Origin of the sequence: Tropicimonas isoalkanivorans (assembly GCF_900112335.1) — a bacterium.
Taxonomy (GTDB): Bacteria; Pseudomonadota; Alphaproteobacteria; order Rhodobacterales; family Rhodobacteraceae; genus Tropicimonas; species Tropicimonas isoalkanivorans.
On sequence record NZ_FOLG01000001.1, the window covers coordinates 619,830 to 643,557 of the forward strand.

General features: G+C 64.9%; 21 protein-coding genes. 10 read left to right on the forward strand and 11 right to left on the reverse strand.

Annotated elements, in window-relative coordinates:
• Positions 1–143 precede the first annotated feature (143 nt).
• Positions 144–2,159, forward strand: a complete 2,016-nt coding sequence (tkt, locus tag BM075_RS02855) for a transketolase (RefSeq protein ID WP_093359406.1) — start codon at positions 144–146, stop codon at positions 2,157–2,159.
• Between the two features lie 81 nt (positions 2,160–2,240).
• Here tkt and BM075_RS02860 read toward each other — a convergent pair whose 3' ends face one another.
• The 5 genes from BM075_RS02860 to BM075_RS02880 form a co-directional block, all read right to left on the reverse strand.
• Complete coding sequence (locus BM075_RS02860; protein ID WP_093359139.1) at positions 2,241–3,038, reverse strand: DUF1194 domain-containing protein; 798 nt, start codon at positions 3,036–3,038, stop codon at positions 2,241–2,243.
• A 74-nt stretch (positions 3,039–3,112) separates the two neighbouring features.
• Positions 3,113–4,120: a DUF808 domain-containing protein gene (locus tag BM075_RS02865; RefSeq protein WP_093359140.1), complete on the reverse strand. Its 1,008-nt coding sequence runs from the start codon at positions 4,118–4,120 to the stop codon at positions 3,113–3,115.
• Between the two features lie 166 nt (positions 4,121–4,286).
• Positions 4,287–4,787, reverse strand: a complete 501-nt coding sequence (coaD, locus tag BM075_RS02870) for a pantetheine-phosphate adenylyltransferase (protein WP_093359141.1) — start codon at positions 4,785–4,787, stop codon at positions 4,287–4,289.
• 207 nt (positions 4,788–4,994) lie between these two features.
• Positions 4,995–5,429 carry a CBS domain-containing protein gene (locus BM075_RS02875; RefSeq protein WP_093359142.1) on the reverse strand — a complete coding sequence of 145 codons (435 nt, stop codon included), beginning with the start codon at positions 5,427–5,429 and terminating at the stop codon, positions 4,995–4,997.
• Positions 5,426–6,397, reverse strand: a complete 972-nt coding sequence (locus tag BM075_RS02880) for a LysR family transcriptional regulator (RefSeq protein WP_093359143.1) — start codon at positions 6,395–6,397, stop codon at positions 5,426–5,428. Before BM075_RS02880 ends, BM075_RS02875 begins: the two co-directional genes overlap by 4 nt.
• Before the next feature lie 116 nt (positions 6,398–6,513).
• Between BM075_RS02880 and BM075_RS02885 the strand changes: the two genes are divergently transcribed.
• From BM075_RS02885 to BM075_RS02905, 5 genes are all read left to right on the forward strand, one after another.
• Entirely contained in the window at positions 6,514–8,013 is a 1,500-nt protein-coding gene (locus tag BM075_RS02885) for a CoA-acylating methylmalonate-semialdehyde dehydrogenase (protein WP_093359144.1), read from the forward strand.
• 90 nt (positions 8,014–8,103) lie between these two features.
• Entirely contained in the window at positions 8,104–9,192 is a 1,089-nt protein-coding gene (locus tag BM075_RS02890) for a glycosyltransferase family 4 protein (protein ID WP_093359145.1), read from the forward strand.
• A gap of 16 nt (positions 9,193–9,208) precedes the next feature.
• Entirely contained in the window at positions 9,209–10,234 is a 1,026-nt protein-coding gene (locus BM075_RS02895; RefSeq protein ID WP_093359146.1) for a glycosyltransferase family protein, read from the forward strand.
• Positions 10,235–10,249: 15 nt separating this feature from the next.
• Complete coding sequence (locus BM075_RS02900) at positions 10,250–10,948, forward strand: sulfotransferase family 2 domain-containing protein (RefSeq protein WP_093359147.1); 699 nt, start codon at positions 10,250–10,252, stop codon at positions 10,946–10,948.
• A gap of 53 nt (positions 10,949–11,001) precedes the next feature.
• Complete coding sequence (locus tag BM075_RS02905; RefSeq protein ID WP_093359148.1) at positions 11,002–12,141, forward strand: glycosyltransferase; 1,140 nt, start codon at positions 11,002–11,004, stop codon at positions 12,139–12,141.
• 193 nt (positions 12,142–12,334) lie between these two features.
• On the opposite strand, the gene BM075_RS02910 is transcribed toward BM075_RS02905, so the two are convergent.
• Positions 12,335–13,771 (reverse strand): carbon starvation CstA family protein, encoded by a 1,437-nt coding sequence (locus BM075_RS02910; protein WP_093359149.1) that lies wholly within the window; start codon positions 13,769–13,771, stop codon positions 12,335–12,337.
• Positions 13,772–14,044: 273 nt separating this feature from the next.
• On the opposite strand from BM075_RS02910, the gene BM075_RS02915 reads away from it, so the two are divergent.
• Both BM075_RS02915 and BM075_RS02920 read left to right on the forward strand, forming a co-directional pair.
• A complete protein-coding gene (locus BM075_RS02915; RefSeq protein WP_093359150.1) occupies positions 14,045–15,178 on the forward strand; it encodes a carboxylate-amine ligase in 1,134 nt (377 codons plus the stop codon).
• Positions 15,179–15,346: 168 nt separating this feature from the next.
• The gene (locus BM075_RS02920) at positions 15,347–16,387 is read left to right on the forward strand and encodes an enoyl-CoA hydratase/isomerase family protein (RefSeq protein ID WP_093359151.1); all 1,041 of its coding nucleotides are present in this window, start codon (positions 15,347–15,349) and stop codon (positions 16,385–16,387) included.
• Here the strand turns inward: BM075_RS02920 and BM075_RS02925 are convergent.
• A complete protein-coding gene (locus tag BM075_RS02925; protein ID WP_093359152.1) occupies positions 16,384–16,791 on the reverse strand; it encodes a hypothetical protein in 408 nt (135 codons plus the stop codon). The genes BM075_RS02920 and BM075_RS02925 overlap by 4 nt on opposite strands.
• A 181-nt stretch (positions 16,792–16,972) precedes the next feature.
• On the opposite strand from BM075_RS02925, the gene BM075_RS02930 reads away from it, so the two are divergent.
• Positions 16,973–17,368: a hypothetical protein gene (locus BM075_RS02930; RefSeq protein WP_093359153.1), complete on the forward strand. Its 396-nt coding sequence runs from the start codon at positions 16,973–16,975 to the stop codon at positions 17,366–17,368.
• Positions 17,369–17,513: 145 nt separating this feature from the next.
• Here BM075_RS02930 and uvrA read toward each other — a convergent pair whose 3' ends face one another.
• On the reverse strand, positions 17,514–20,381 hold the full coding sequence (gene uvrA, locus BM075_RS02935; protein WP_093359154.1) for an excinuclease ABC subunit UvrA: 2,868 nt from the start codon (positions 20,379–20,381) through the stop codon (positions 17,514–17,516).
• 191 nt (positions 20,382–20,572) lie between these two features.
• Positions 20,573–20,779: a glycine zipper 2TM domain-containing protein gene (locus BM075_RS02940; RefSeq protein ID WP_093359155.1), complete on the reverse strand. Its 207-nt coding sequence runs from the start codon at positions 20,777–20,779 to the stop codon at positions 20,573–20,575.
• A 288-nt stretch (positions 20,780–21,067) separates the two neighbouring features.
• Between BM075_RS02940 and BM075_RS02945 the strand changes: the two genes are divergently transcribed.
• Positions 21,068–21,409 carry a DUF3140 domain-containing protein gene (locus tag BM075_RS02945; RefSeq protein WP_093359156.1) on the forward strand — a complete coding sequence of 114 codons (342 nt, stop codon included), beginning with the start codon at positions 21,068–21,070 and terminating at the stop codon, positions 21,407–21,409.
• A gap of 9 nt (positions 21,410–21,418) precedes the next feature.
• Here the strand turns inward: BM075_RS02945 and lpdA are convergent, their stop codons facing one another.
• Both lpdA and BM075_RS02955 read right to left on the reverse strand, forming a co-directional pair.
• On the reverse strand, positions 21,419–22,813 hold the full coding sequence (gene lpdA, locus BM075_RS02950; protein ID WP_093359157.1) for a dihydrolipoyl dehydrogenase: 1,395 nt from the start codon (positions 22,811–22,813) through the stop codon (positions 21,419–21,421).
• Positions 22,814–23,098: 285 nt separating this feature from the next.
• A complete protein-coding gene (locus BM075_RS02955; protein ID WP_093359158.1) occupies positions 23,099–23,689 on the reverse strand; it encodes a DUF924 family protein in 591 nt (196 codons plus the stop codon).
• Positions 23,690–23,728 lie beyond the last annotated feature (39 nt).

The following is a 23,728-nucleotide window of genomic DNA, read 5'->3' on the forward strand; positions in this document are numbered from 1 at the left end:
ATGCGCCCCCGAATGCTCAGGTACTTAGCCACCGCTCTTGAAGTACACTAAGCCACGTTGACGCGCCGCCGTTCGCTGCTACACCGCCCCTGCGCTCTGCCGCGCCGATCCCGATGCCCACGATCAACCGAAAGGAACTCACCTTGGAGATCAATGCCCTGAGAGAGGCCCACCCCGATCACTGGCAAAAGGCCTGCGCAATCCGCGTATTGACCCTCGATGCAGTTGCCGCGGCCAATTCTGGCCATTCCGGCATGCCGATGGGTATGGCCGACGTCGCCACCGTGCTTTTCGGCAAACACCTGAAGTTCGACGCCGCAAATCCCGATTGGCCCGACCGCGACCGCTTCGTGCTGTCGGCCGGCCACGGGTCCATGCTGCTGTACTCGTTGCTCTATCTCACCGACTCGCCCGACATGACGCTGGAGCAGGTGAAGAACTTCCGCCAACTTGGCTCGATCACCGCCGGCCACCCGGAGTACGGCCATGCCAAGGGAATCGAGACCACCACCGGGCCGCTCGGACAAGGCATTGCCAACTCGGTGGGTTTCGCCATCGCGGAGGAGCACCTGCGCGCGACCTGGGGCGATGACCTCGTCAATCACTACACCTATGTCATCGCCGGCGACGGCTGCCTGATGGAGGGTGTCAGCCAGGAGGCCATCGCGCTCGCCGGCCAGCAGCAACTCTCCAAGCTCATCGTCTTCTGGGACGACAACGGGATCACCATCGACGGCCCCGTCGGCATCGCCGACCGCACCGATCAGCAGGGGCGGTTCGCTGCCTGCGGCTGGCATGTGCAAAGCATCGACGGCCACGACCCGGATGCCATCGACCGCGCCATCGAACAGGCAAAGGCGGACGGCCGGCCCAGCATGATCGCCTGCAAGACGCACATCGGCCTCGGCTCCCCGGCGCAGGATACGTCCAAGGCGCACGGCGCGCTGACTGACGCGCAACTCATCGCGGACACCCGCGCCGTCTATGGCTGGGAGCATGGACCGTTCGAGATTCCCGGCGAGATCAAGGCCGCTTGGGAAGAGATCGGCGCGCGCGGCGCCGCGGCCCGTGCGGACTGGGAAAGCCGCCTGGCCGCACAGGAAGGCGACCGCCGGTCCGACTTCGAGCGGGCGCAGTCGGGCAAGCTGCCCGGAACGCTTGCCGGCGCGCTGGCCGACTACCGCGCCAAGCTGATCGCTGACAAGCCGAAGGTCGCCACGCGGAAAGCCTCCGAAATGGCGTTGGAAATCATCAACCCGATCGTCACCGAAACCATCGGCGGCTCCGCGGACCTGACGGGCTCGAACAATACCCGGACGTCGGAAATGAGCGACTTCACCGCCAATAACCGGGCCGGCCGCTACATCCGCTATGGCGTGCGGGAGCACGGCATGGCGGCGGCGATGAACGGGCTGGCGCTGCACGGCGGGGTCCGCCCCTATGGCGGCACGTTCCTGTGCTTCACCGACTACGCCCGCCCCTCCATGCGTCTGTCCGCCCTGATGGGCGTGCCCGTGGTCTACGTCATGACCCACGACAGCATCGGGCTCGGCGAGGACGGCCCCACCCACCAGCCGGTGGAACACGTGGCCATGCTGCGCGCGACGCCGAACATGCTGGTCTTCCGTCCCGCCGACGTGGTGGAAACGGCAGAAGCGTGGGAAATCGCCCTCGAGCAAACCGGAACGCCCTCGGTCCTCGCGCTATCACGGCAGAACCTGCCCACGGTGCGCACGGACAATGGCCGGGAAAACCTGACCGCCAAGGGAGCCTACATCCTGGCCGAGGCGGAGGCGAAGCGGCAGGCCATTCTGCTCGCCACCGGGTCTGAAGTGTCTCTCGCGCTCGAAGCCCGCGACATGCTGGAGGCGGCCGGGATCGGCACTCGCGTGGTTTCCGTGCCCTGCATGGAGCTTTTCGAGGCGCAACCGGAGGCCTACCGCAAGAAGGTGCTGCCCAACTCCGGCGTTCGGGTGGCTATCGAGGCCGGCGTGCGGCAGGGCTGGGACCGCTGGCTGCTTGGCGAGCGCGCCCGCGCCAACAAGGCCGACTTCGTGGGCATGACGGGCTTCGGCGCATCGGCTCCGGCGGAAGAACTCTACGAGCATTTCGGCATTACCGCCGAAGCGACGGTGGCCAAGGTCAAGGCGCTGCTCTGATACCGACGCGTTGCCGGGCCGGGGCAAGTGCACCCGGCCCGGCGTACCACCCTCTGGGCCAGCACCGGAGGACCCGGCGTTTCAAGGCTCCCAGTACCGCCGCCTCTCCTGCCAGAGCTTTTCCCCGATCAGGCAATCGGTCGGATCGCGCGACACGAACTGCGCCGGGACGAGCCGGTCGGGCACGGCGACCCCAGCCATCTCCAGGATGAGCTTCCGCCGAACCGCCTCGCCAAAATCCTCCCACTCCAGCACAGGGATGACGAAGGCACCCGGCCCGCCGGTGACGCAGGTCTCGTAGTAGATATCCAACCCCTCGAGGTGCCACTTGCTTCCCAATCCCTCGCGGGTCATGAGTGGCAGGCCGTTGATGACGATGCCCTTCGCGAGAACCGCATCCCGCGCCTTCTGAACGGGGCGTCCTTGGTTGTTCGGCCCGTCACCCGAGATGTCGATCACCCGGCGCAGCCCATCGAAGGCGTTGCGCTCCATCATGTCCGCCCCGAAGATGAGCGCCTCCGAGATGGACGTGCGCCGAAGCCCTGGATTGAACGCGGTGGTCAGAACGTTCGCGAAGGCGTCCAGATCCTCGCGCGTCTCCAGCAGCCGCCAGTCGACAACGACTTCCTGAGTGCCGGACCACTCGACATAGGCCAGCGCCACCCGTTGAAGCATCCCTGACTGAACGGCAGCCAGCACGGCATCGGTGCGCAGCGCCTCCGCATAGCCGCGACGCTGGATTTCCAGTTCCCGTTCGCTCATGGAGCGCGACACGTCGACCATCAGGACAAGTTCAAGGTCGACCTCGATCCGCTCCGCGGCAGCGGGCGTTCCCATGGCAAGCGCCACGGCCAGAAGCAGTGCAGCAAGACGATGCATGGCACGAGGATGCACAGCGGGCGTTGGAACGTCCAATCAAATCGGGGCACGGCTCCCCCTGCGCAAAGCCTCGGTCATGCCTTGCGCGTGAACATCCCGGCCGCCGGAAGGATCACCCGGCTCACAATGGGAACCAGAAGCATGCCCAGGATCAGGCCGAACACGCCGTCGAGGAAGGCCGTCACGGCCCATGCCACAGCGCCAGCTATACCTTCGGGCACGGCATGAGCCGCCCGTTCGGCCACGTCGTGGATCGCATGGCCGACGAAGGCGCCCACGTCCAGCACCTCCATCCCGTGAATGACGATGTTGCCGCCGACCCAGAGCATCGCGGCCGTGCCGACGACCATCAGGAGCGACATGAACCGCGGCATCCAGCGCACGATCCCGCGGCCGATCGCCCGTGTGATACCCAATCGGCCACGCTCGGCCATCAAAAGGCCGAGGTCGTCGGCCTTCACGATCACCGCCACGGAGCCATAGACCATCGCCGTGATACCCACCGCGACCAGGGCCAGCGTCAGAGCCATGGATAGTATGCCCGAATCCGGAATTGCCGAGAGCGCGATGGTCATGATTTCCGCCGACAGGATGAAGTCGGTCTTAATCGCCCCGGCCACGCGCGTTTCTTCGAGGTGCGCCGGGTCGCCGACCGGACCCTTCTCGACCACGTGATCGGCATGGGGCCGCAGGACGTGGAGCACCTTCTCGGCACCCTCGAAACACAGGTAGCACCCGCCGAGCATCAGGAGTGGCGCAATCGCCCAAGGGGCGAAGGCACTCAGCAGTAGCGCGGCAGGCAGCAGGATGATGAACTTGTTGCGGATAGACCCCCAGGCGATCCGTCCGACGATGGGCAGTTCCCGCGCGGCAGGCAGGCCGTGGGTATATTTCGGAGTCACCGCGGCATCGTCGATCAAGGCGCCTGCAGCCTTCGTCCCCGCCTTCGCGGCGTCGTCGAGCGCCGTTCCGGCGACTTTGGCGGTGGTCTTGAATGCCTGCCCCGCGACGTCGTCCACGGAGGCCGCCGCCAGTTTGGCCAGACCCGCCACATCATCCAGAAGCGCTAGCAATCCGCTCATCTTACCCTCGTCCGTGCGTTGGAGTGAACCCTAGCCGCTCTCTCCAGACCGGCCAACCCGTCGGACGGCGGGAACGATCCCCTCGGGCAACCAACCCTCGGGCCTGCGCATCGTTCCGACCCGCAGCAAACCCGCGTCCGTCCGTCGCTTCCGCTGCACCGGCCGGTCAGCAGTTATTGTCGAATTTGCCGCGCAGCGCTTCGCGCACGGGGGGCGTCACGAAACTGGAGACGCTGCCGCCGAGGCGGGCGATTTCCTTGACCAGCTTGGAGGCAATCGCCTGGTGCTGGGCCTCGGCCATCAGGAACACGGTCTCGATCGAAGCATTGAGCCGCCGGTTCATGCCGACCATCTGGAACTCGTATTCGAAATCGGCGACCGCCCGCAGGCCACGGACGATAATGCTGGCGCCCACGTCGTCGGCGCAGTGGATCAACAGGTTCTCGAATGGATGGACGAGGATTTCGCAGCCCGTCTGTTCGGAGATCTTCCGGCATTCCGCCCCGATCATCGCCACCCGCTCATCGAGGCTAAATAATGGCCCCTTGTCACGGTTGATCGCCACTCCGATCACCAGCCGGTCGACCAGGACCGTAGCGCGACGGATGATGTCCAGGTGCCCCAGTGTGACGGGATCGAATGTCCCGGGATAAAGCCCGATGCGCATGGTGCGTGCTCCCTGCCGTTCCTCCGCGCACCGGTTGCCACAGCCTCCCCGGGCAAATTGCAGGCACGCACCTTCCACCTCGCGCCGGCATAACATGCTGCAGCGGGGCGCTCCACCTCTTCTTCCTGTTTTGCTTGCCTAATTGGCGCGACGCCACGACGCGAACGGTTGCGGCGTCGCGCCCCGCCCAGGCGGGACGCGCAGCGCTCAGTGCCCCATGATCATCCCCTGAAGAGCGTCCTTCTCCATCGCCAGCTCGGTCAGCCGCGCCTTGACCACGTCGCCGATGGTGATGATTCCGATCATCGCGCCGTCGTCCATCACCGGCATGTGGCGAAACCGGCCTTCGGTCATCCGTTCCAACACCGATTCGGACTGGTCGCTCAGCCCGCAGGTCTCGATGATCTTCGTCATCATCTCCTCGACCTTGTCCGACATGCAGGTCGGCCCCCGCTTGCCCAGCTCACGAACGATATCGCGCTCCGAAAGGATGCCAGCGCATTGCTTTCCGTCCGTCGAAATCACTACGGAACCGATCCGGTTCTCCGAAAGCACCTGCGCGGCGGCCGCTACCGACGTTCCCGGCTTCACAGTGATCACACCCGCCGTCGGCTTTCCCTTCAGAATCTGCTGAACAATCATTTGGTCGAAGTCTCCTCCTCGAATTCCTTGGTCTTGTTGCCCCCCTCAGCGTTCCCAGAGCCGGCCATCTGTGTCAATGCCTGCCGCGCGTGCGCCATTTCCCGGCGCATCCCCGCCACCAGCAGCTCGGCGAACCGCGACAAGCGCCGCACGCGCGCGTCGTCTGCGTGGCGGATCAGGTAGAAATACCGCTTCAGTTCGAAGGCGCCTTCCAGCACCGGCGCCATCGCGGTGTCACCCGCCAGCGCAAAATCATGCGCCACGACGAGGCCCGCGCCCGCTCGCGCCATCTGGTACTGCACGGCGGAGGAATTCGACGCCAGTTGCGGCCGCTCTACCCCCAGCCGGTCGAGGTAGTCGAGTTCCTTGTCGAAGATCATCTCGGGAATGTAGCCGATCAGCCGGTGCCCGCGCAGATCCGCAAGGCCACGGATCGGCGGCACTCCGGCGAGGTAACGGCGGGAGGCCGCCATCAGCAACCGGTAGTCGACGATCTTCTGCACCGTCAGGCGCCCCACCGCGGGCATGCTGACCCCGATCGCCATGTCTGCCTCACGCCGGTTGAGGTTGAAGATGCGCGGCAGCGCGACGACCTGCACCTCGAGCGCCGGGTGCTCGGCGACGATTTCGGCAACGACACGGGGCAACAGGAAGCTGGCGCAGCCATCCGGCGCCCCGATTCGCACCGCTCCGCTCAGGCGGTCGCCCTGCCCGCGCACCGCATCTTCCGCACAGGCCATCGCCTGTTCGGCCTCCTCCGCATGGGGCACCAGGCGCTCACCGGCTTCGGTCAGGGCATATCCGTGGGGCGACTTCAGGAACAGCGCGGCGCCGAGCCCCGCCTCCAGCCTCGCCACCCGCCGCCCGACTGTCGCCGGGTCGATCGCCAATGAAGTGCCGGCAGCCGACAAGCTCCCCTGCCGGGCCACTGCCAGAAACACCTTCAGATCGTCCCAACTCGGAGCCATCGCACCGACCCTTGCAATTATGCAAAACCCTTTTGGAAACCTTCCGCTTCTCGGGCCATTCCTGCAAGACTATATCAGCAGCAATCGAATCCGAACGCTATAAGGGGGAGGAACCCATGGAACAGATCGGTCACTACATCAACGGCGCCCACGTCAGCGGCGGCTCCGGCCGCACGGCGGACATCTACAATCCTGCGACCGGCGAAAAGCAGGGGCAGGTGACGCTCGCGACGAAGGACGAACTGGACGAGGCCGTCGCCAAGGCCGCCGAGGCACAGAAAGGCTGGGCCGCCACCAACCCGCAGCGCCGTGCCCGCGTGATGATGCGCTTTGCGGCCCTCATCAATGAGCACATGGACGAACTGGCGGAATTGGTCAGCCGCGAGCACGGCAAGACCCTCCCCGACGGACGCGGCGACGTGCAGCGCGGGCTCGAGGTGGTTGAGGTCTGCATGGGCGGACCGGCGCTCCTGAAGGGCGAGTTCACCGACGACGGTGGTCCCGGCATCGACCTCTACTCCATGCGGCAGCCCCTCGGTGTGGTCGCCGGCATCACGCCGTTCAACTTCCCCGCCATGATTCCGCTGTGGAAGATGGCTCCCGCCCTCACCTGCGGCAACGCCATGATCCTGAAGCCGTCGGAGCGCTGCCCGTCCACGTCCCTGCGGCTGGCGGAACTGCTGACGGAAGCGGGTCTGCCCGATGGCGTGCTGCAAGTGGTCAACGGCGACAAGGAGGTCGTGGACGCGATCCTCGACAACGAGACCGTTCAGGCGGTGGGCTTCGTCGGCTCCACCCCGATTGCGCAGTACATCTATGGCCGGGCCGCCAACAACGGCAAGCGGGCGCAGTGCTTCGGCGGCGCCAAGAACCATATGATAATCATGCCCGACGCGGACCTCGACAAGGCCGCCGACGCGCTGGTGGGCGCGGGCTTCGGCGCGGCTGGCGAACGCTGCATGGCGATCTCCGTCGCCGTTCCGGTTGGTCAGGAAACCGCCGATGCGCTGGTCGAGCGCCTGGTGCCGCGGATCGAGAAGCTGAAGGTCGGCCCCTACACCGCCGGCGAGGATGTGGACTTCGGCCCCGTCATCACCGCCCAGGCGAAGGACCGTATCCTCGGCCTGATCGACTCCGGCGTGGAACAGGGCGCGAATCTCGTCGTGGACGGTCGCGGGTTCAAACTGCAAGGCTACGAGAACGGCTTCTTCGTGGGCCCGTCGCTTTTCGACAACGTCACGCCCGACATGGACATCTACAAGGAAGAGATCTTCGGCCCCGTCCTGAGCCAGGTCCGCACGGACAACTACGAAGACGCCCTGGATCTCGTGATGGACAACCCGTACGGCAACGGCACCGCGATCTTCACCGCGGACGGCGACACGGCGCGCGACTTCGCACACCGGGTGAATGTCGGCATGGTCGGGATCAACTTCCCCATCCCCGTGCCGCTCTCCTACCACACCTTCGGCGGCTGGAAGAAATCGGCCTTCGGCGACCTCAACCAGTACGGCCCGGACGCCTTCCGCTTCTACACGCGGACCAAGACGGTCACCGCCCGCTGGTTCTCCGGCATTAAGGAAGGCGGGGACTTCCACTTCAAGGCAATGGACTGACACCACCACCCGGAGGGGCGGGTTTCCCGCCCTTCCGATCCGGCCAAATCCACGCTTCCGGCGCTCAAACCACTGTGCTACGCCCGCTTCATGGTCCTCAGCGCATCCCATTCCCGGCTGGCGGGCGCCAAAGTTCTCTTTGTCGCGAACCGGTTCCACACGAACCTTTTCTTCGCGACCCGAGCTCTTCTGAACGCTGGCGCCGACGTCCGCGTCTTCGCGGAACGAACCGCGCCGGGCGCAGAAGATCACCGGCACCTTACGCCTGAATCCTTCGAGCTTCCCGACGATGCCCAGCGGTTCACACAGGCAATCCACGCCTTCGCGCCGGATGTCTGCTTCGTTCGAGCGTCGTGTGGTTTGGCATCGGCGGCCTTCGCCGCCGGTCGCTTCGGGCGACATCCCATGTTCATCTACAACCAACGCCCGATGTCCTGGACGCTGCCTTGGGAAAAGGCCATCTCACGGCGCCTGCGGGGACTGACGACACGTCGTGTCACCCCGGTTCGCGGCACCCGCACGGACCGGCCGGACGATCCGCGCTCGGTCTACCTCCCCTGGCCGGTGGGTCCGTATGGCCCCGCCTCCCCGGACCCCGTCCGCTTTGAACAATCGCCGCTGGAAATTCTATGCGTCGGCAAGCTGGCCCAGCCGCGCAAGAACCAGGACCGGTTGATCGACGCGCTGGGCCGCCTTGCAGACCCCGCATCCGTCCGCCTCACACTCGTGGGAAGTTCGGATCTCTTGAAGAAGGTCGGACATACCGATCATCTGAGGCAGTTGGAAGACAGGGCCGCCGCGGGCGCCGGCGGAATTCCGGTACGGGTTCATACCGACGTCCCCTTCGCAGGGATGCGCGCGTTCTATGAATCGCACCACCTCTGCATCCTTCCGTCCAACGAGGAGCCCCTCGGTTCCGCCCCTGTGGAAGCGATGGTCTATGGCACGGTTCCGGTCATTGAACGCAGCTGCGGCAGCGCCGGGTATCTGACGGATGGCGTGGACGGCTATCGCATTGACATAAACGACCCCGACGCCATCGTCGGGCTTGTTACGCGGCTTGCCAAAGACCGCACGCTGCTCGCCCGAATGTCCGCCGCCGCCCGGAAGACCGCAGAGACCGAGTTGAGCGAGACCCGATTCCTCGACCGCGTGACGGCGCTGCTCGAAACACCCTGAGGCGGAGTGGACATCCATGCGCATCCTCTACATAACCCGCGACCGCTCAGGCCGCAGTCTCCGCAAACGGCTGCACCGCTGGTCCGTGGGGTTCCTCGACGGCCAGGACGGTTTTTTCGAGGCCGCGCTGCACGAAGCGGGCCGCGTGCAGCGGATGAGCTATGCCGAGGCGATGGCGCTCCCGGCGAAGCGCAGCGCCGCCTTCGACGCGGTGGTAATTAACGCCAAGTCCGGCTGGCCGTGGCAACGGGACCCTGGGGAGGCAGCCGCCGCACTGCGCCGGTTCCCCCAGCCGGTTTCACTGTTCCTCGGCCACGCCCAACCAGACGCTATGCCGCCAGACAGCCTCGTTACGCCGTTCAAGGTGGTCTTCAAGCGAGAGCCATTCGCAGACCTCGACCGCTACGGCCTCGGGCAGTCCAACGCGGCCAAGATCGTGCCGACACATCTTGCCAACCCGATGGTTTCCCACAGCTACCGGCTCGCCTGGCGCAATCGAACGCGGCCTCTTCGACGCTACGCCTGGCAAGTGCCGGACGAGCACGATGTCTTCTTTATCGGCACGGTGTCCGAGACGCGCTGTACCGAACGGGTCGCTGCCTGGCAGGCCGTCCTCGGAGCGGACGTTAAAAGCATCGGCGGGCTGTTACCCGCGAAGGGGTTCGAGCCGCACGTCCCGCCGGACCTCCTAGGCCGCCCGATCCCCCGCTCCGATTATCTGAAAGTGATGATGTCCAGCCGTATCAATCTCGCGCTCGAAGGCATCGGCCCGTTCACCTTCCGCCACCTCGAACAATTCTGGGCCGGCGCCTTCACCCTCAGCACCCCGAACATCCGCCCCCTGCGCCTGCGCGCCCCGTTGGTCGATGGGCAGGACTACGTCGCCTTCGACGACCCTGACGACATGATGGACAAGATCCGCTGGTACCTGAACCACCCCGAGGAGCGCGCCGAAATCGCCCGCAACGGGCGGGCGGCCTATGAACGGCTCTACGACGTGCCCGCTCACGCGCGAGAAATCCGCGCGGCGCTGTCCGCCTGACCGGGAGGGAGATCCATGCCCATCCTGCGTACACCCAAGGCCACGGTCCTTTTCGTGCATGTCCCAAAGGCGGGCGGCACCAGCGTCGAGGCCTACATGCGCACTAAGGGCCCGGTGTCGTTCCACGACTCCCAGACGGCGCCTGGCCTGCCCACCACGCCGCAGCATTTCCACGCTGAATTGCTGGACAGCCTCTTTGCCGCCAATTTCTTCGACGCCCGCTTCACCGTCCTGCGCGATCCCATGGAGCGGCTCATCAGCGAGTTCCGCTGGCGCGCGAAAGTCCCCGACCCGAAATATGCCCGCTTCGGCCTGCGAGACCTGACCGACAAGGGCAAGTTTCTGATTCGTGGCCGAAAGCTCTTCCTCAATTTTGACCAATGGGTCGCCTACGTGTTCGATCGCTATCCGAAGGACCCGTTCATCTGCGGCAACCATATCCGCCCCCAGCACGAATTCTTGTCCGGCAACGAGACAATGTTCCGCCTGGAGAACGGCCTCTCCCCGGTCTTCCGCTGGCTCGATGATGTGACTGACACCGCCCCTTCCCCCGACCCGGAGCGTCACAAGCCGGCCACCTTCCCCCGCCCAACCGTGTCCGCCGAAACGGAACGGGCGGTGCGGGAGTTCTACGCCGACGATTACGCGATGCTCGCCCGCCTCGCTACCGATCCGGCGCCTGGCCGCACCACACAAGCGCCCAACGGGAGTTGAACCCGCGCTTCCGCCGCTCTACGACGAGGCACCTAGACCCCAAGGGACCTGCCATGAGAAGCTGCATCGCGACCGGCGACTATTACCGCCCCGGCGAGACCTTCATCAACCGGCACATCCAGCACCTGTTCGGCGGCGAAACCTGCGTCGTCACCGGCCGGTACCACGGGGAGAACCCGCTCGGTCGACCGGTCTTCGAACGCCGCAAGCGCACCGGGGCCGCCGACCGCCTGATCGCCCCCTACTGGCTTCTCCACAACACCTGGGTCCACGGAACCTCCCGCCTGCCCTTCGGCCGCGCCAAGGCCGAACTGGCGCAATTCTGGCGCGACAACGGGGTGGAGGTCATTCTGGCCGAGTTCGGCACCCAGGCGCTCGCCGTCGCCCCCCTCGGCAACGAAATGGGTATCCCCGTGTTTACCTACTTCCGCGGCACCGATGCGTCGAAGCACCTCCGCCGCCCCCACATTCAAAAGGCCTACCGCAAGTTGATGCCCAAACTCGCGGGCGTCTTCTCGGTCTCGCAATTCCTGCTGGACAACCTGGCCGCCCATGGCATCACCCACTCCAATGCCCACGTCATCCCCTCCGGCGTGAACGTCGACCTTTTTCGCCCTGCGGAAAAGACGCCCGCGAGCTTCCTCGCCGTTGGCCGCTTCGTGGAGAAAAAAGCCCCCGAGATTACGCTGCGCAGCTTCGCCAAGGGCACTGCCGCACACCCCGAAGCGCGGCTGGAGATGGTCGGAGACGGCCCCCTGCTCGACCCCTGCAAGGCCCTGGCAACAGAGCTTGGGATCGCAGATCGCGTCTCTTTCCCCGGCCTGCAACCGCACGACGACGTCCGCGAACGGCTCGCCCGCTCGGCGGTCTTCCTACAGCATTCCATCACGGCGGCCGACGGCAACACCGAGGGCCTTCCCACCGCCATCCAGGAAGCGCTGGCCTGCGGCTGCATCACCCTGTCGACCCGCCACGCCGGCATCCCCGAAGCGGTGGAGCACGGCGTGAACGGATTCCTGGTGGACGAATGGGACGAGGCTGGCTTTACCGCCCAGATCGCCCGCGTACTGGACGAAGGCCGGCAGGCGGAGATGGAACACGCCGCCCGCGCCACGGCTGAAGCGCGGTTCGACAACGAGCGCCTGCTGGAAAAGCTCGAACGCACCATACTCGACACGCTCGACGCAAGCTGATCCCGATCCGCCCGTCCGCACCCCGCAGGTTCTTGTTGGCCCCAATACCCCGGGGTCCGGGGCAGCGCCCCGGTCCGCCCTCCCCGTCGGCGCGCCGCCCGCGTCGAAAGCGAAACGAAAAAGCCCCGCCGAACCTCCGGCGGGGCCACTGTCTGTTGCCGGTCCCCGTGGCCGGAGACCGAGCGGAACGCCGCTAGAGCGTTCCCGTCGCGGTTCCCTTGCCGCCGATGGGCGAAACCGGGTGTACATACCGAAGGAACGCCACCAGCGCCCCGCCCGCGATCACGACGCTTGCGATATTGGACAGCGTCGCGTCCAGACCGAAGCCGATCTGGGCTTGCAGGATGAAGGCCGCATCGACCGCCGTCATGAACACGGCCGGCACGGTTGCGATCCAGTGCAGCTTGCCCCTCTGGGCGAGATAGATCGCGGCGGACCAGAGCACCATCATCGACAGCATCTGGTTCGACCAGCCGAAGTACCGCCAGATGATGGCGAAATCGGCCCGGCTCACGAAGAAGGCGAGAACGAAGAGCGGGATCGCGATCAGGAGCCGCTTGCCGATCTTCGCTTGGTCGACCTTGAAGGACTCGGCCAGGATCAGTCGCGTGGAGCGGAACGCCGTGTCGCCGCTGGTGATCGGAAGGATCACGACGCCGAGGATGGCCAGGAACCCGCCGAAGGTGCCGAGCAAGGTGTTGCAGATCTCGTTGACGACTGCCGACGGCGAGCCGGCCGCGATCACCGCCTGCATGGCATCGGAGCTTTCGTAAAACGACACACCCGCCGTAACCCAGATCAGAGCGATGACGCCTTCTGCGATCATCGATCCGTAGAACACAAAACGACCATTGCGCTCATTGCGCATGCAACGCGCCATGAGTGGCGATTGCGTCGAGTGGAAGCCCGAGATCGCCCCGCAGCTCAGCGTGATGAACAACAGCGGCCAGATCGGCAGGTCGTTGGGATGCACGTTCGCGGTGAAGTCCAGGTTCGGCAGCAGTTCGTAGCCGTTGAAGATCAGCCCGCCGAGCACGCCGAAGGTCATGAAGAGCAGCAGCGCGCCGAAGATTGGGTAGAGCCCGCCGATGATCTTGTCGATCGGCAGGATGGTGGCGACGAAGTAGTAGCAGAAGATGAAGAAGACCAGCAGCTGCACGTTGAGCCCCGTCATGTTCGACAGAAGCTTCGCCGGGCCGAGGATGAAGACAACACCCACCAGCAGCAGAAGGATCACCGAGAAGACGCGCAGGACCTGGCGCGCGGTCGAGCCCATGAAATCGCCCACGACCTCCGGGATGGACTCGCCGCCCTTGCGGACCGACAGCATGCCGGAGAAGTAGTCGTGCACGCCACCGGCGAAGATCGAGCCGAGAACCACCCAAAGCAGCGCCTGTGGCCCGTAGAGAGCCCCCAGGATCGGACCGAAGATCGGCCCGAGGCCGGCGATGTCCAGCAACTGGATGAAGAAGACCTTCCAGGTGGGCATATTGATGTAGTCGCACCCGTCCTCGCGGGTCCAGCACGGCGTCTTTCGGTCAGGGTCGGGCCCGAAAACCCGCTCAACGAATACGCCATAGGTGAAGTAACCGAGTATGAGAAGGCCGACACAGGCTATGAAGAAAAGCATTCATCACTCCCAAGGGTTGCCGTCCGCGCGTCCTGTTTTTTTCGCGCCCTCGGCCTGAACCTCACGTCAATTCAAGTCAATGTGACATGGGCTGTGCAGCGCCCGCATCAGGGCGCGCAAGTTGACGCACCCCCTTGCCGCGGAAACCTGGGCCCCTAGCGAGCGACCGGCACTTCATGCTCACCCGATCGCTGCGGGGCGTCCGGATGCACCCGCCGCTTGCACGGCGCGCGGGCCTCTGCCACGGTTTTCTGACGTCACCGGGAGGGGCCCATGTCCACAACAGAACCCGCGCTCACCCTCGGGTTGGAGGAGGAATACCTCCTCGTCGATATAGAAACTCTGGAGCTGGCCAACGCTCCGGACGCGTTGATCGAGGAGTGCGCCGGCGCCATGGAGGGGCAGGTCAGCCCGGAGTTCCTGCAGTGCCAGATTGAGGTCGGCACCAAGGTCTGCCCCGACATCGCCACCGCGCGCGACGACCTGAAACGCCTGCGCTCCACCGTCGCCACGCACGCTGCCCGTCACGGGCTGGCGCCCATCGCGGCCTCCTGCCACCCGCTGGCGGACTGGAAGCGGCAGAGCCATACGGACAAGACCCGCTACAACGAACTGGAACAGGCCCTTGCGGGCGTCGCCCGGCGGCTGCTGATCTGCGGGATGCATGTGCACGTGGGCGTCGAGAATCCGACGCAGCGCATCGACCTCATGAACCAGCTCACTTATTTCCTGCCGCACCTGCTGGCCCTCTCCTGCTCGTCGCCCTTCTGGATGGGGCAGGACACCGGGCTGGCCTCCTACCGGCTCACCGTCTTCGACAACCTGCCTCGTACCGGTCTACCGCCGCAGCTCACCTCCTGGGCGGGGTTCGAGCGGATGACCGGCGTGCTGGTGGACCTCGGCATCATCGAGGACGCGTCGAAGATCTGGTGGGACCTGCGCCCCTCGTGGCGGTTTCCGACACTGGAGACCCGGATCTGCGACGTGCCGACCCTGCTGGAGGACACGCTCACCATCGCCGCGCTGACCCAATGCTTCACCCGGATGCTGTGGCGGCTGGCGGCGCGAAACCAACGCTGGCGTCTCTACGACAGCGTGCTGGTCGGCGAGAATCGCTGGCGGGCGCAGCGTTACGGGCTGGCCGAAGGAATGATCGACTTCGGCCGTCGCGAGATCCTCGGCTTCGACATTCTCGCCAAGGAAATGGTTGAGCTTCTGGAAGAAGATGCCGAGGCGCTCGGGTGCCGGGAGGAAATGGAACGCGTGGAACAGATCGTCGCCCGTGGTAACAGCGCCGACCGGCAACGCGCGGTCCGGCAGGCCCGGCTGGACGCCGGCGACGACGAGGAGGAAGCGATGCGCGCCGTTGTGCGTCACCTGATCGACGCCTTCAACGACGGGCTCTGACCACCGCGCGCGCCGTACCTGCAAGCCTACGCTACGTGACCTCCGCTTCCGGGTGGCGCCCACGCATGAACGCGTTAGGGTGGCTGGCGACCGCGGGCGTAGGAAACGCCGCCGCGCCAACACCTTGCGACATCTCGCGCCGGATCGCGGCGCCCCACAGAGCGAACGATGACCGACATTCTGATCCGACAGACTGGCCGCGCCGGCCGTATCACCCTCACCCGCCCGAACGCACTCAATGCACTGTCCTACCCCATGTGCCGGGAGATCGACACGGCGCTGCGGGCCTGGACCGACGACTCCGCGGTGGAACTGGTGGTCATGGACGCGGAGGGGGAGAAGGCCTTTTGCGCGGGCGGCGACATTGCCGAGATCCACGCCACGGCGAGCGCCGGCAACTATGACCACGGCCGCGACTTCTGGCGCGACGAATACCGCATGAATGCCCGTATCGCCGCGTATCCCAAGCCTGTCGTGTCTTTCCTGCACGGCTTCACCATGGGAGGCGGTGTCGGTATCGGCTGCCACGGCTCTCACAGGGTGGTGGGCGAGACCACGCGCATCGCCATGCCGGAATGCGGTATAGGTCTGATCCCGGACGTCGGCGGCACGTGGTTGCTCGCCCGCGCCCCGGGACGGATCGGCGCGTATCTCGGGATCACCGGGGCGCGGATGGCAGCGGCCGATGCGTTGCTTGCAGGTTTCGCCGACCATTTCATCCCCCTGTCCGCCTGGCCCGACCTGATCGCGCGGCTCGAACAGACGGGCGACGCGTCTCTGGTTGCGGCCGCCGCGACCGACGCGCCGGATGAGGGAACCCTTGCGGCGGATCGCGCCGAGATCGACCGGCACTTCGGTGCGCGAACGATCGCGGAGATCCGGCAAAACCTGGTAAGTGCGGACACCCCGCTCGCCAGGCGGGCGCGCGAGGCGGTCGACCGCAACTCCCCGCTCTCCATGGCCTGCACACTGGAGGCCATCCTTCGCCTGCACGGCGCCACCGACATCCGGGAGGCCCTCCGCCAAGAATACCGCTTCACCTACAGGTCACTGGAGCGCGGCGACCTCCTCGAAGGCATCCGCGCCGCGATCATCGACAAGGATCGCACACCGAAGTGGCGCTTCACACCGCAGGAAGTGACCCCCGATTTGGTCGACGAAATGCTGGCGCCGCTCGGGGCGGCAGAGTTGGAATTCGCAGACGGCTAGGTGTCGGGCTGGGCGCCGGACGAAGAACTTGGCGTCTCCGGGGTCAGTTCCAAGTGGTCCGCCAGCTTGAAGCAGTACGTCCACCACTCGATCAATGCACCGCGCTTGCCAGGGTCGTCCCAGCCATCCGCCTCCCACCGTTCGTGCCACAGGGTACGTATTTGGTCACTCATCTCCACGACATAGTCCTCCGACGAGCGGCGGAGGGCTTCCGCCCGCATTGCATTGGATGCGGCCGCGTAGAGATCGAGCATCTCGTTTTGTCCGGGTTGGAAACTTTGCTCTCCCATCAACAGGTCGATCAGGACGGAACACTCGACGAGGCTCTCGTAGAGAGGTTGGCCAGCGTGAGTCGGGACAGCAAAACCTGACGCAAACGCGGCGGCGAAAACGGTAGATCGCACAATGTCCCTCCTTCCGGATGATTATCTCTGGCTCGAATAACAATGAACGGCGGCAATCCTGTGACCTGCCCGGTTTCGGGCGCGGAACCGCCGACAGTGCCCCCGCGACTGGAACGTCCCCCGCCAACTCGCGTTAAGTCCTCCAGATAACCGTCTCACAAGGACGAGGAAGGACGAAACAATGAAACCGCTCATGGCTGCCCTGATTGGTGTCTCGCTGGCCGCGAATGCCGGCGCCGCACTCGCAAATAACGACAAGTCCCACGGCAAGGGTAACGGACACGGCCAGGCCGTCCGGGTCCAACCGGCTCCGCTCGTTCAGGCCGCCGGGTGCCCGCCGGGCCTTGCCAAGAAATCCCCGGCCTGCGTTCCGCCGGGACAGGCAAAGAAAGCCTATCCGCGCTACGGCGTCGGCGACTACATCGACGGCGACTACCGGTTCATCCGCGATCCGGGCCGTTATCACCTCGACCGCCGCAACGATTACGTTGTCATGAACGATTACGTGTACCGGATCGACCCGGAGACTAGGAAGATCCTCAACCTGATCGGCGCGCTGACCGACCTCGTGCAATAATCCCCCCGGCACGGGAACGGACAGCGTGTCAAGCCGGCACCCTCGCTGCAATTTTCGCGCGAGGGGGCCGCACAAAGCGATCCGGTCGTCGTGAGGCGATCGGATCGCATACCAAAACCAGAAAGCGCGTTCCGGCCGTGCGGCCTTATTCGGCGGCCAATCGCCCCGCGGCGCGCAACATGGGTTTCAGGTACTTGCCGGTGTGGCTCTCCGGCACATTGGCAACATCCTCCGGCGTCCCGGTGGCGACGACGGTGCCGCCCCCATCCCCACCCTCTGGGCCAATGTCGATGATCCAGTCGGCGGTCTTAATGACGTCCAGGTTGTGCTCGATCACGACCACCGTGTTCCCCTGCTCTACCAGTTCGTGGAGCACTTCCAACAGCTTGCGAACGTCTTCGAAATGCAGCCCGGTGGTCGGCTCGTCGAGGATGTAAAGCGTCCGGCCCGTTGACCGCTTCGCCAGTTCCTTGCTGAGCTTCACCCGCTGGGCCTCGCCACCCGAAAGCGTTGTCGCCTGCTGCCCCACCTTGATGTAGCCGAGCCCCACGCGGACCAGTGCATCCATCTTTTCCCGGATGCTCGGCACCGCCTTGAAAAACTCCTGCGCATCCTCCACTGTCATATCAAGAACGTCCGCTATGCTCTTGCCCTTGAACTTGATTTCCAGCGTCTCGCGGTTGTAGCGCGCGCCGTGGCACGTCTCGCAGGTCACATAGACGTCCGGTAGGAAGTGCATCTCGATCTTGATGACACCGTCGCCCTGGCACGCCTCACACCGCCCACCCTTGACGTTGAAGCTGAATCGGCCGGGCTTGTAGCCCCGCGCCTTGGCCTCTGGGAGGCCGGCGAACCAGTCCCGGATCGGCGTGAAGGCACCGGTGTATGTCGCTGGATTCGATCGCGGAGTTCGCCCGATGGGGCGCTGGTCGATGTCGATCACCTTGTCGAGATGTTCCAACCCCTTGATGGTCTCGCAGGGCGCCGGCGTCTGCCGCGCCCCGTTGAGCCGCATGGAGGCGGTCTTGAACAGCGTCTCGATGGTCAGAGTGGACTTGCCGCCGCCCGAAACCCCCGTCACGCAGACGAATTTGCCGAGCGGAAAGTCCGCCGTCACCGACTTCAGGTTGTTACCGGTGGCCTTCACCACGGTGAGTTTCTTGCCATTCCCCTCACGCCGGATCTGGCTGACTGGGATTTCCCGTTTGCCGTTCAGATAGTCGCCAGTGATCGAGTCCGGGTTGTTCGCAATCTCCTCCGGCGTACCTTTCGCAACCACCTGCCCGCCATGCACGCCGGCACCCGGCCCGATGTCGAAGACGTAGTCAGCCTCGCGGATCGCTTCCTCGTCGTGCTCCACGACGATGACGGTATTCCCCTGGTCCCGCAGGTTCTTCAGGGTGCCGAGGAGACGGTCGTTGTCGCGCTGGTGCAGACCGATGGACGGCTCGTCCAGAACGTAGAGCACACCGGTCAGCCCCGACCCGATCTGGCTGGCCAACCGGATCCGCTGGCTCTCCCCGCCCGACAGCGTGCCCGCGTTGCGGGCCAGGGTCAGGTATTCCAGACCCACGTTGTTCAGGAACCCAAGACGCTCGCGGATCTCCTTCAGGATCGCCCGCGCGATTTCGTTTTTCTGGCCCGAGAGGCTCTCCGGCACTGTCTCGATCCAGTCGAAGGCCTCGCGGATCGACATCTGGACGACCTCGCCGACGTGCAGCCCCGCAATCTTCACCGCCAGCGCCTCCGGCCGCAAACGGTAGCCGCCGCATGAGCCGCAGGGCCTATTATTCTGATATCTCTCAAATTCCTCCCGAACCCAGCTCGAGTCCGTCTCCCGATAGCGGCGCTCCATATTGGGGATGACCCCTTCGAAGCTGCGCGTCACCTGATAAACCCGCCCGCCCTCGTCATACCGGAACAGGATCTCCTCCTTGCCGGAGCCGTAGAGAAAAACCTGTTGCACCTTTTCCGGGAGATCCTTCCAGCGAGCGTTCTTGTCGAACGAGAAATGCCGCGCGAGCGCCTCGATTGTCTGGAGAAAATATGGCGACTTTCCCTTGCGCCACGGCGCCAGCGCACCGTCGTAGACCTTCAGCGTCGCATCGGGCACAACCAGACGCTCGTCGAAAAACAGTTCCACCCCGAGTCCGTCACACACCGGACAGGCGCCGAAGGGGGCGTTGAAGGAAAACAGACGCGGCTCGATTTCAGGAATGGTGAAGCCGCTGACGGGACAGGCGAAGTTTTCCGAAAACGTGATCCGCTCCGGTTCGCCGTCTTCCTCTCTCGGCGCGGTCTCCAGAATGGCAATGCCGGAGGCGAGGTCCAGCGCGGTGCGGAAGCTGTCCGCCAACCGGGTCTCCATCCCCTCGCGCACGACGATCCGGTCCACCACCGCGTCAATGTCGTGCCGAAACTTCTTGTCGAGTTTGGGTGCGTCGTCGAGGTCGTGGAAGACGCCGTCCACCTTTACCCGTTGGAAGCCCTGCTTGCGGAGTTCCAGAAACTCCTTCCGGTACTCCCCCTTTCGGTCTCGAACGATTGGGGCGAGCAAATAGGCGCGCGTGCCCTCCTCCATCGCCATGACACGATCTACCATGTCCTGCACCTGCTGCGCCTCGATCGGCAGCCCGGTGGCCGGTGAATAGGGCGTGCCGACCCGGGCGAAAAGCAGGCGAAGGTAGTCGTAGATCTCCGTCACCGTACCCACGGTGGAGCGGGGGTTCTTGGACGTGGTCTTCTGTTCGATGGAGATCGCGGGTGAGAGGCCCGTGATGTGATCCACATCCGGCTTTTCCATCATGTCGAGAAACTGCCGGGCATAGGCCGAGAGCGACTCCACATATCGGCGCTGCCCTTCCGCGTAGATCGTGTCGAAAGCGAGCGAGGACTTGCCTGAACCCGATAGCCCGGTGATCACCACCAGCTCGTCGCGGGGAATGTCCACGTCGATGCTCTTCAGGTTGTGCTCGCGCGCGCCGCGCACTTCGATGAACTTCTGTTCAGCCATGTCCCACCCCGTGACGGATGGGACACAGATAAGCGAGACGCGTGGATTCTCCAATCGGAAAGTGAGAACAAAAGGTAAACAACCGCCGATCGAGGCGGATCGGCGCCAGCGGAACGCAAAACGCCGCTCCCGCAGGCAGCGGAAACGGCGTCATCAAGATACTCAAATTGGCCGGAAGCCCGGCCTGCGCCTTAGCGCGCGTTGGCCCCCACGGCCGCCCCACCGGCTGCGCCCAACGCCGTCATCGCGGTCTTGCCTTTGCCGCTACCGAACTGGTTGCCGATGGCACCACCAACGACAGCGCCGGTCGCCGCGTTGACGCCCTGGCTGTCCGTGCAGGCCGCAACGGAGGTCAGGAGGAGAAGGCCGATCGCAACGGCGGAGAGTGAACGAGTCATGATAAGGAGTTTTCCTCTTTTTGCTGCTTCGACCCAACCCGTACCCGAAAGACCACGCGCGTCAAGCTAAGACACGTCGAGAGGCCCCGTTCGGCTGAGACGCGCCGGTGAACTGAGGCGTTTAGCTTTGCGCGCTATCGCCTTGAGAACGCCGCCGTTATCGTCAATGCGGCTGCTAACGAGGCTGCGGCCCCATGGGTACCCGCTGCGCGTCAATCGGGTCGGCGCCCGGTCGGGTCCGGAACCTTTGACCGGCCCGGGCGATGTCCTTCAACACAAGGAGGCCCCATGAGCGAACGGACGGAAAACGAACGCAAGGACATCCGAAAGGACTTCCGCGAAGCGGTCAACATGAGCCCGTCGGAGCTGGAGGACTGGCTGGACACCGAGGAGTCCAAATCGGTGGGTGACAGCGAGGATGGCGAAAGCACGGGGCACAAGTCCGGCCGGCGCATCGTCGAGATCAAGCGCAAGACCGTCGACGAGTTGACCGAGGATGACCACGACTGGATGAAAAAGGTGGTGGGGTACGTTAACCGCCACCTCGCCCAGGGAGGCCCGGACGAGGATGTGGAGCATTCGCGCTGGCGATACAGCCTGATGAACTGGGGTCACGACCCGCTCATCTGAGGCCGCTGCCTACATGTGGATCACGCGGCCGTAGGCATCCAGCACGCTCTCGTGCATCATCTCGCTGAGCGTCGGGTGCGGGAAGACCGTCTCCATCAGCTCGGCCTCCGTGGTCTCCAGCGTCTTGCCGACGACGTAGCCCTGGATCAGTTCCGTCACTTCGGCTCCGACCATGTGAGCGCCCAAAAGCTCGCCGGTCTTTGCATCGAAAATGGTCTTGATCATCCCCTCGGGTTCGCCGAGCGCAATCGCTTTGCCGTTGCCGATGAAGGGGAAGCGGCCGACCTTGACCTCGTAGCCTTCTTCCTTGGCCTTCGCCTCGGTCAGGCCAACGCTGGCCACCTGCGGCTGGCAATACGTGCAGCCCGCGATGGACCCCGGTTTGATCGGGTGCGCGTTTTTGCCGGCGATCAGTTCGGCCACCATGACACCCTCGTGACTCGCCTTGTGCGCCAGCCACGGGGCGCCCGCGATATCGCCAATGGCATAGAGGCCGTCGACCCCCGTGCGGCAATATTCGTCCGTCACCACGTGGGTCCGGTCGATCTTCACCCCCAGTTCTTCCAGGCCGAGGTTCTCGACATTGCCGACGATGCCGACGGCGGAGATCACGGTGTCGAACTCGACCTTCTCCACCTTGCCGCCGGTCTCGATGTGAGCCACGACCTTGTCGTCCGAACGGTCCAGTTGCTTGACCATGGACTTCTCGAGAATGCGCATCCCCTGCTTGGTGAATTGCTTCTTGGCGAAGGCGGAAATTTCCGCGTCCTCCACCGGCAGAACACGGTCCAGCACCTCGACCACGGTGGTCTCGGCACCGAGGGTGTTGTAGAAGCTCGCGAATTCGATGCCGATGGCACCGGAACCGATGACCAGCAATTTCTTGGGCATATGCGGCGGCACCAGCGCGGTCTTGTACGTCCAGACCCGCTTGCCGTCTCCTTCCAGCCCGGGCAATTCCCGAGCGCGTGCGCCGGTGGCCACCACGATGGCCTTTGCGGAGAGCTCTTCGGTGCCCTTCTCGGTCTTGACCGTGACCTTGCCCTTCCCGGCCAGCTTCGCCTCGCCCATGATCGTCGTCACCTTGTTCTTCTTGAACAGGTGCCCGATGCCGTTGGTGAGCTGCTTGGCGACGCCGCGAGAGCGCTTCACCACCGCGTCGAGATCGTAGCCGAACTTCTCCGCCGACAGGCCAAAGTCCTTGGCCCGCTCCATCAGGTGAAAGACTTCCGCGGACCGAAGCAGCGCCTTGGTGGGAATGCAGCCCCAGTTGAGGCAAATCCCGCCCAGGTGCTCGCGTTCCACGCAAGCGACCTTCAGGCCAAGCTGCGCTCCCCGGATCGCCGCCACATAGCCGCCTGGCCCCGCGCCGATCACGATCATGTCGAATGTCTGGTCTGCCATCTGGGGCCCCTCCGCGCTCAAAATTGGTTCAGCATTAAACTATTTAATCCGGCGCGCGAAGCCCTCGCTGCGGCTAATCGGCACCCGCGGGTCGAATTCCGTCATGTCGCCCACGCATAGCTCACGGCGCTGCGCGAATAACTCGCCGGTCGAACTCACGCGACGGTCCGTCCGCCGACACGGACCGTGCCATGCAACTCAGCCTGCCGAACGGCAACGAACTGCCGCTCCTTGGGCGGGCGGCGGTTCGTGGAGGCGCCGCCGTCCAGCGGCGCCTCCACGGCATCACGCCGTGCTTGCGGGCGCGCAGCCCTTCAGGAATTCCGCGTAGCCGTTGTTCTCCAGATACTCCGCCTCGCCCGGCAGCGTCAGGCGCCCGAGCGCCTTGTTGCGCCCAGGGAAGCGGCCGAAGCGGCGGATCACCTGGCGGTGCGCGCAGGCGTGGCGGAGATTCTCGGCCCCGGTATCCGGCATGCGCTCGACGATCAGGCGAACGGCACGGTCCTGGTCCCCGAGGTTCTCGGAGTGCACGAGCGGCAGGTAGAAGAACTGCCGACCCGGCTCGGGCACGCACAGGTCCCACCGGCGGTCGATCGCCATCTTCGCCGCCGACCGCGCCAAGGCGTCGGTTTCGAAGGCGCGTGCCTGGCCGCGGAACATGTTGCGCGGGAACTGGTCGGTGAGGATCAAGAAGCCGAAGGTCCCGGGTGCGTCGTGGCACCAATCGTGCAGGTCACCCCGGTGGGCGGCTTCCCAGGCGTCCTGGAAGTCCTTGCGAATCCGCTCGTCCAGATCTTCGGAGACCTCGTACCAGCCCTTCGGGCCCACCTCCTCGATCCAGAAGCGGGAGATTTCCTGCGGTGTTGCGTCCACCATGTTTTTTCCTTTCGTAATTGCGGACGGAGTATTCTCTCG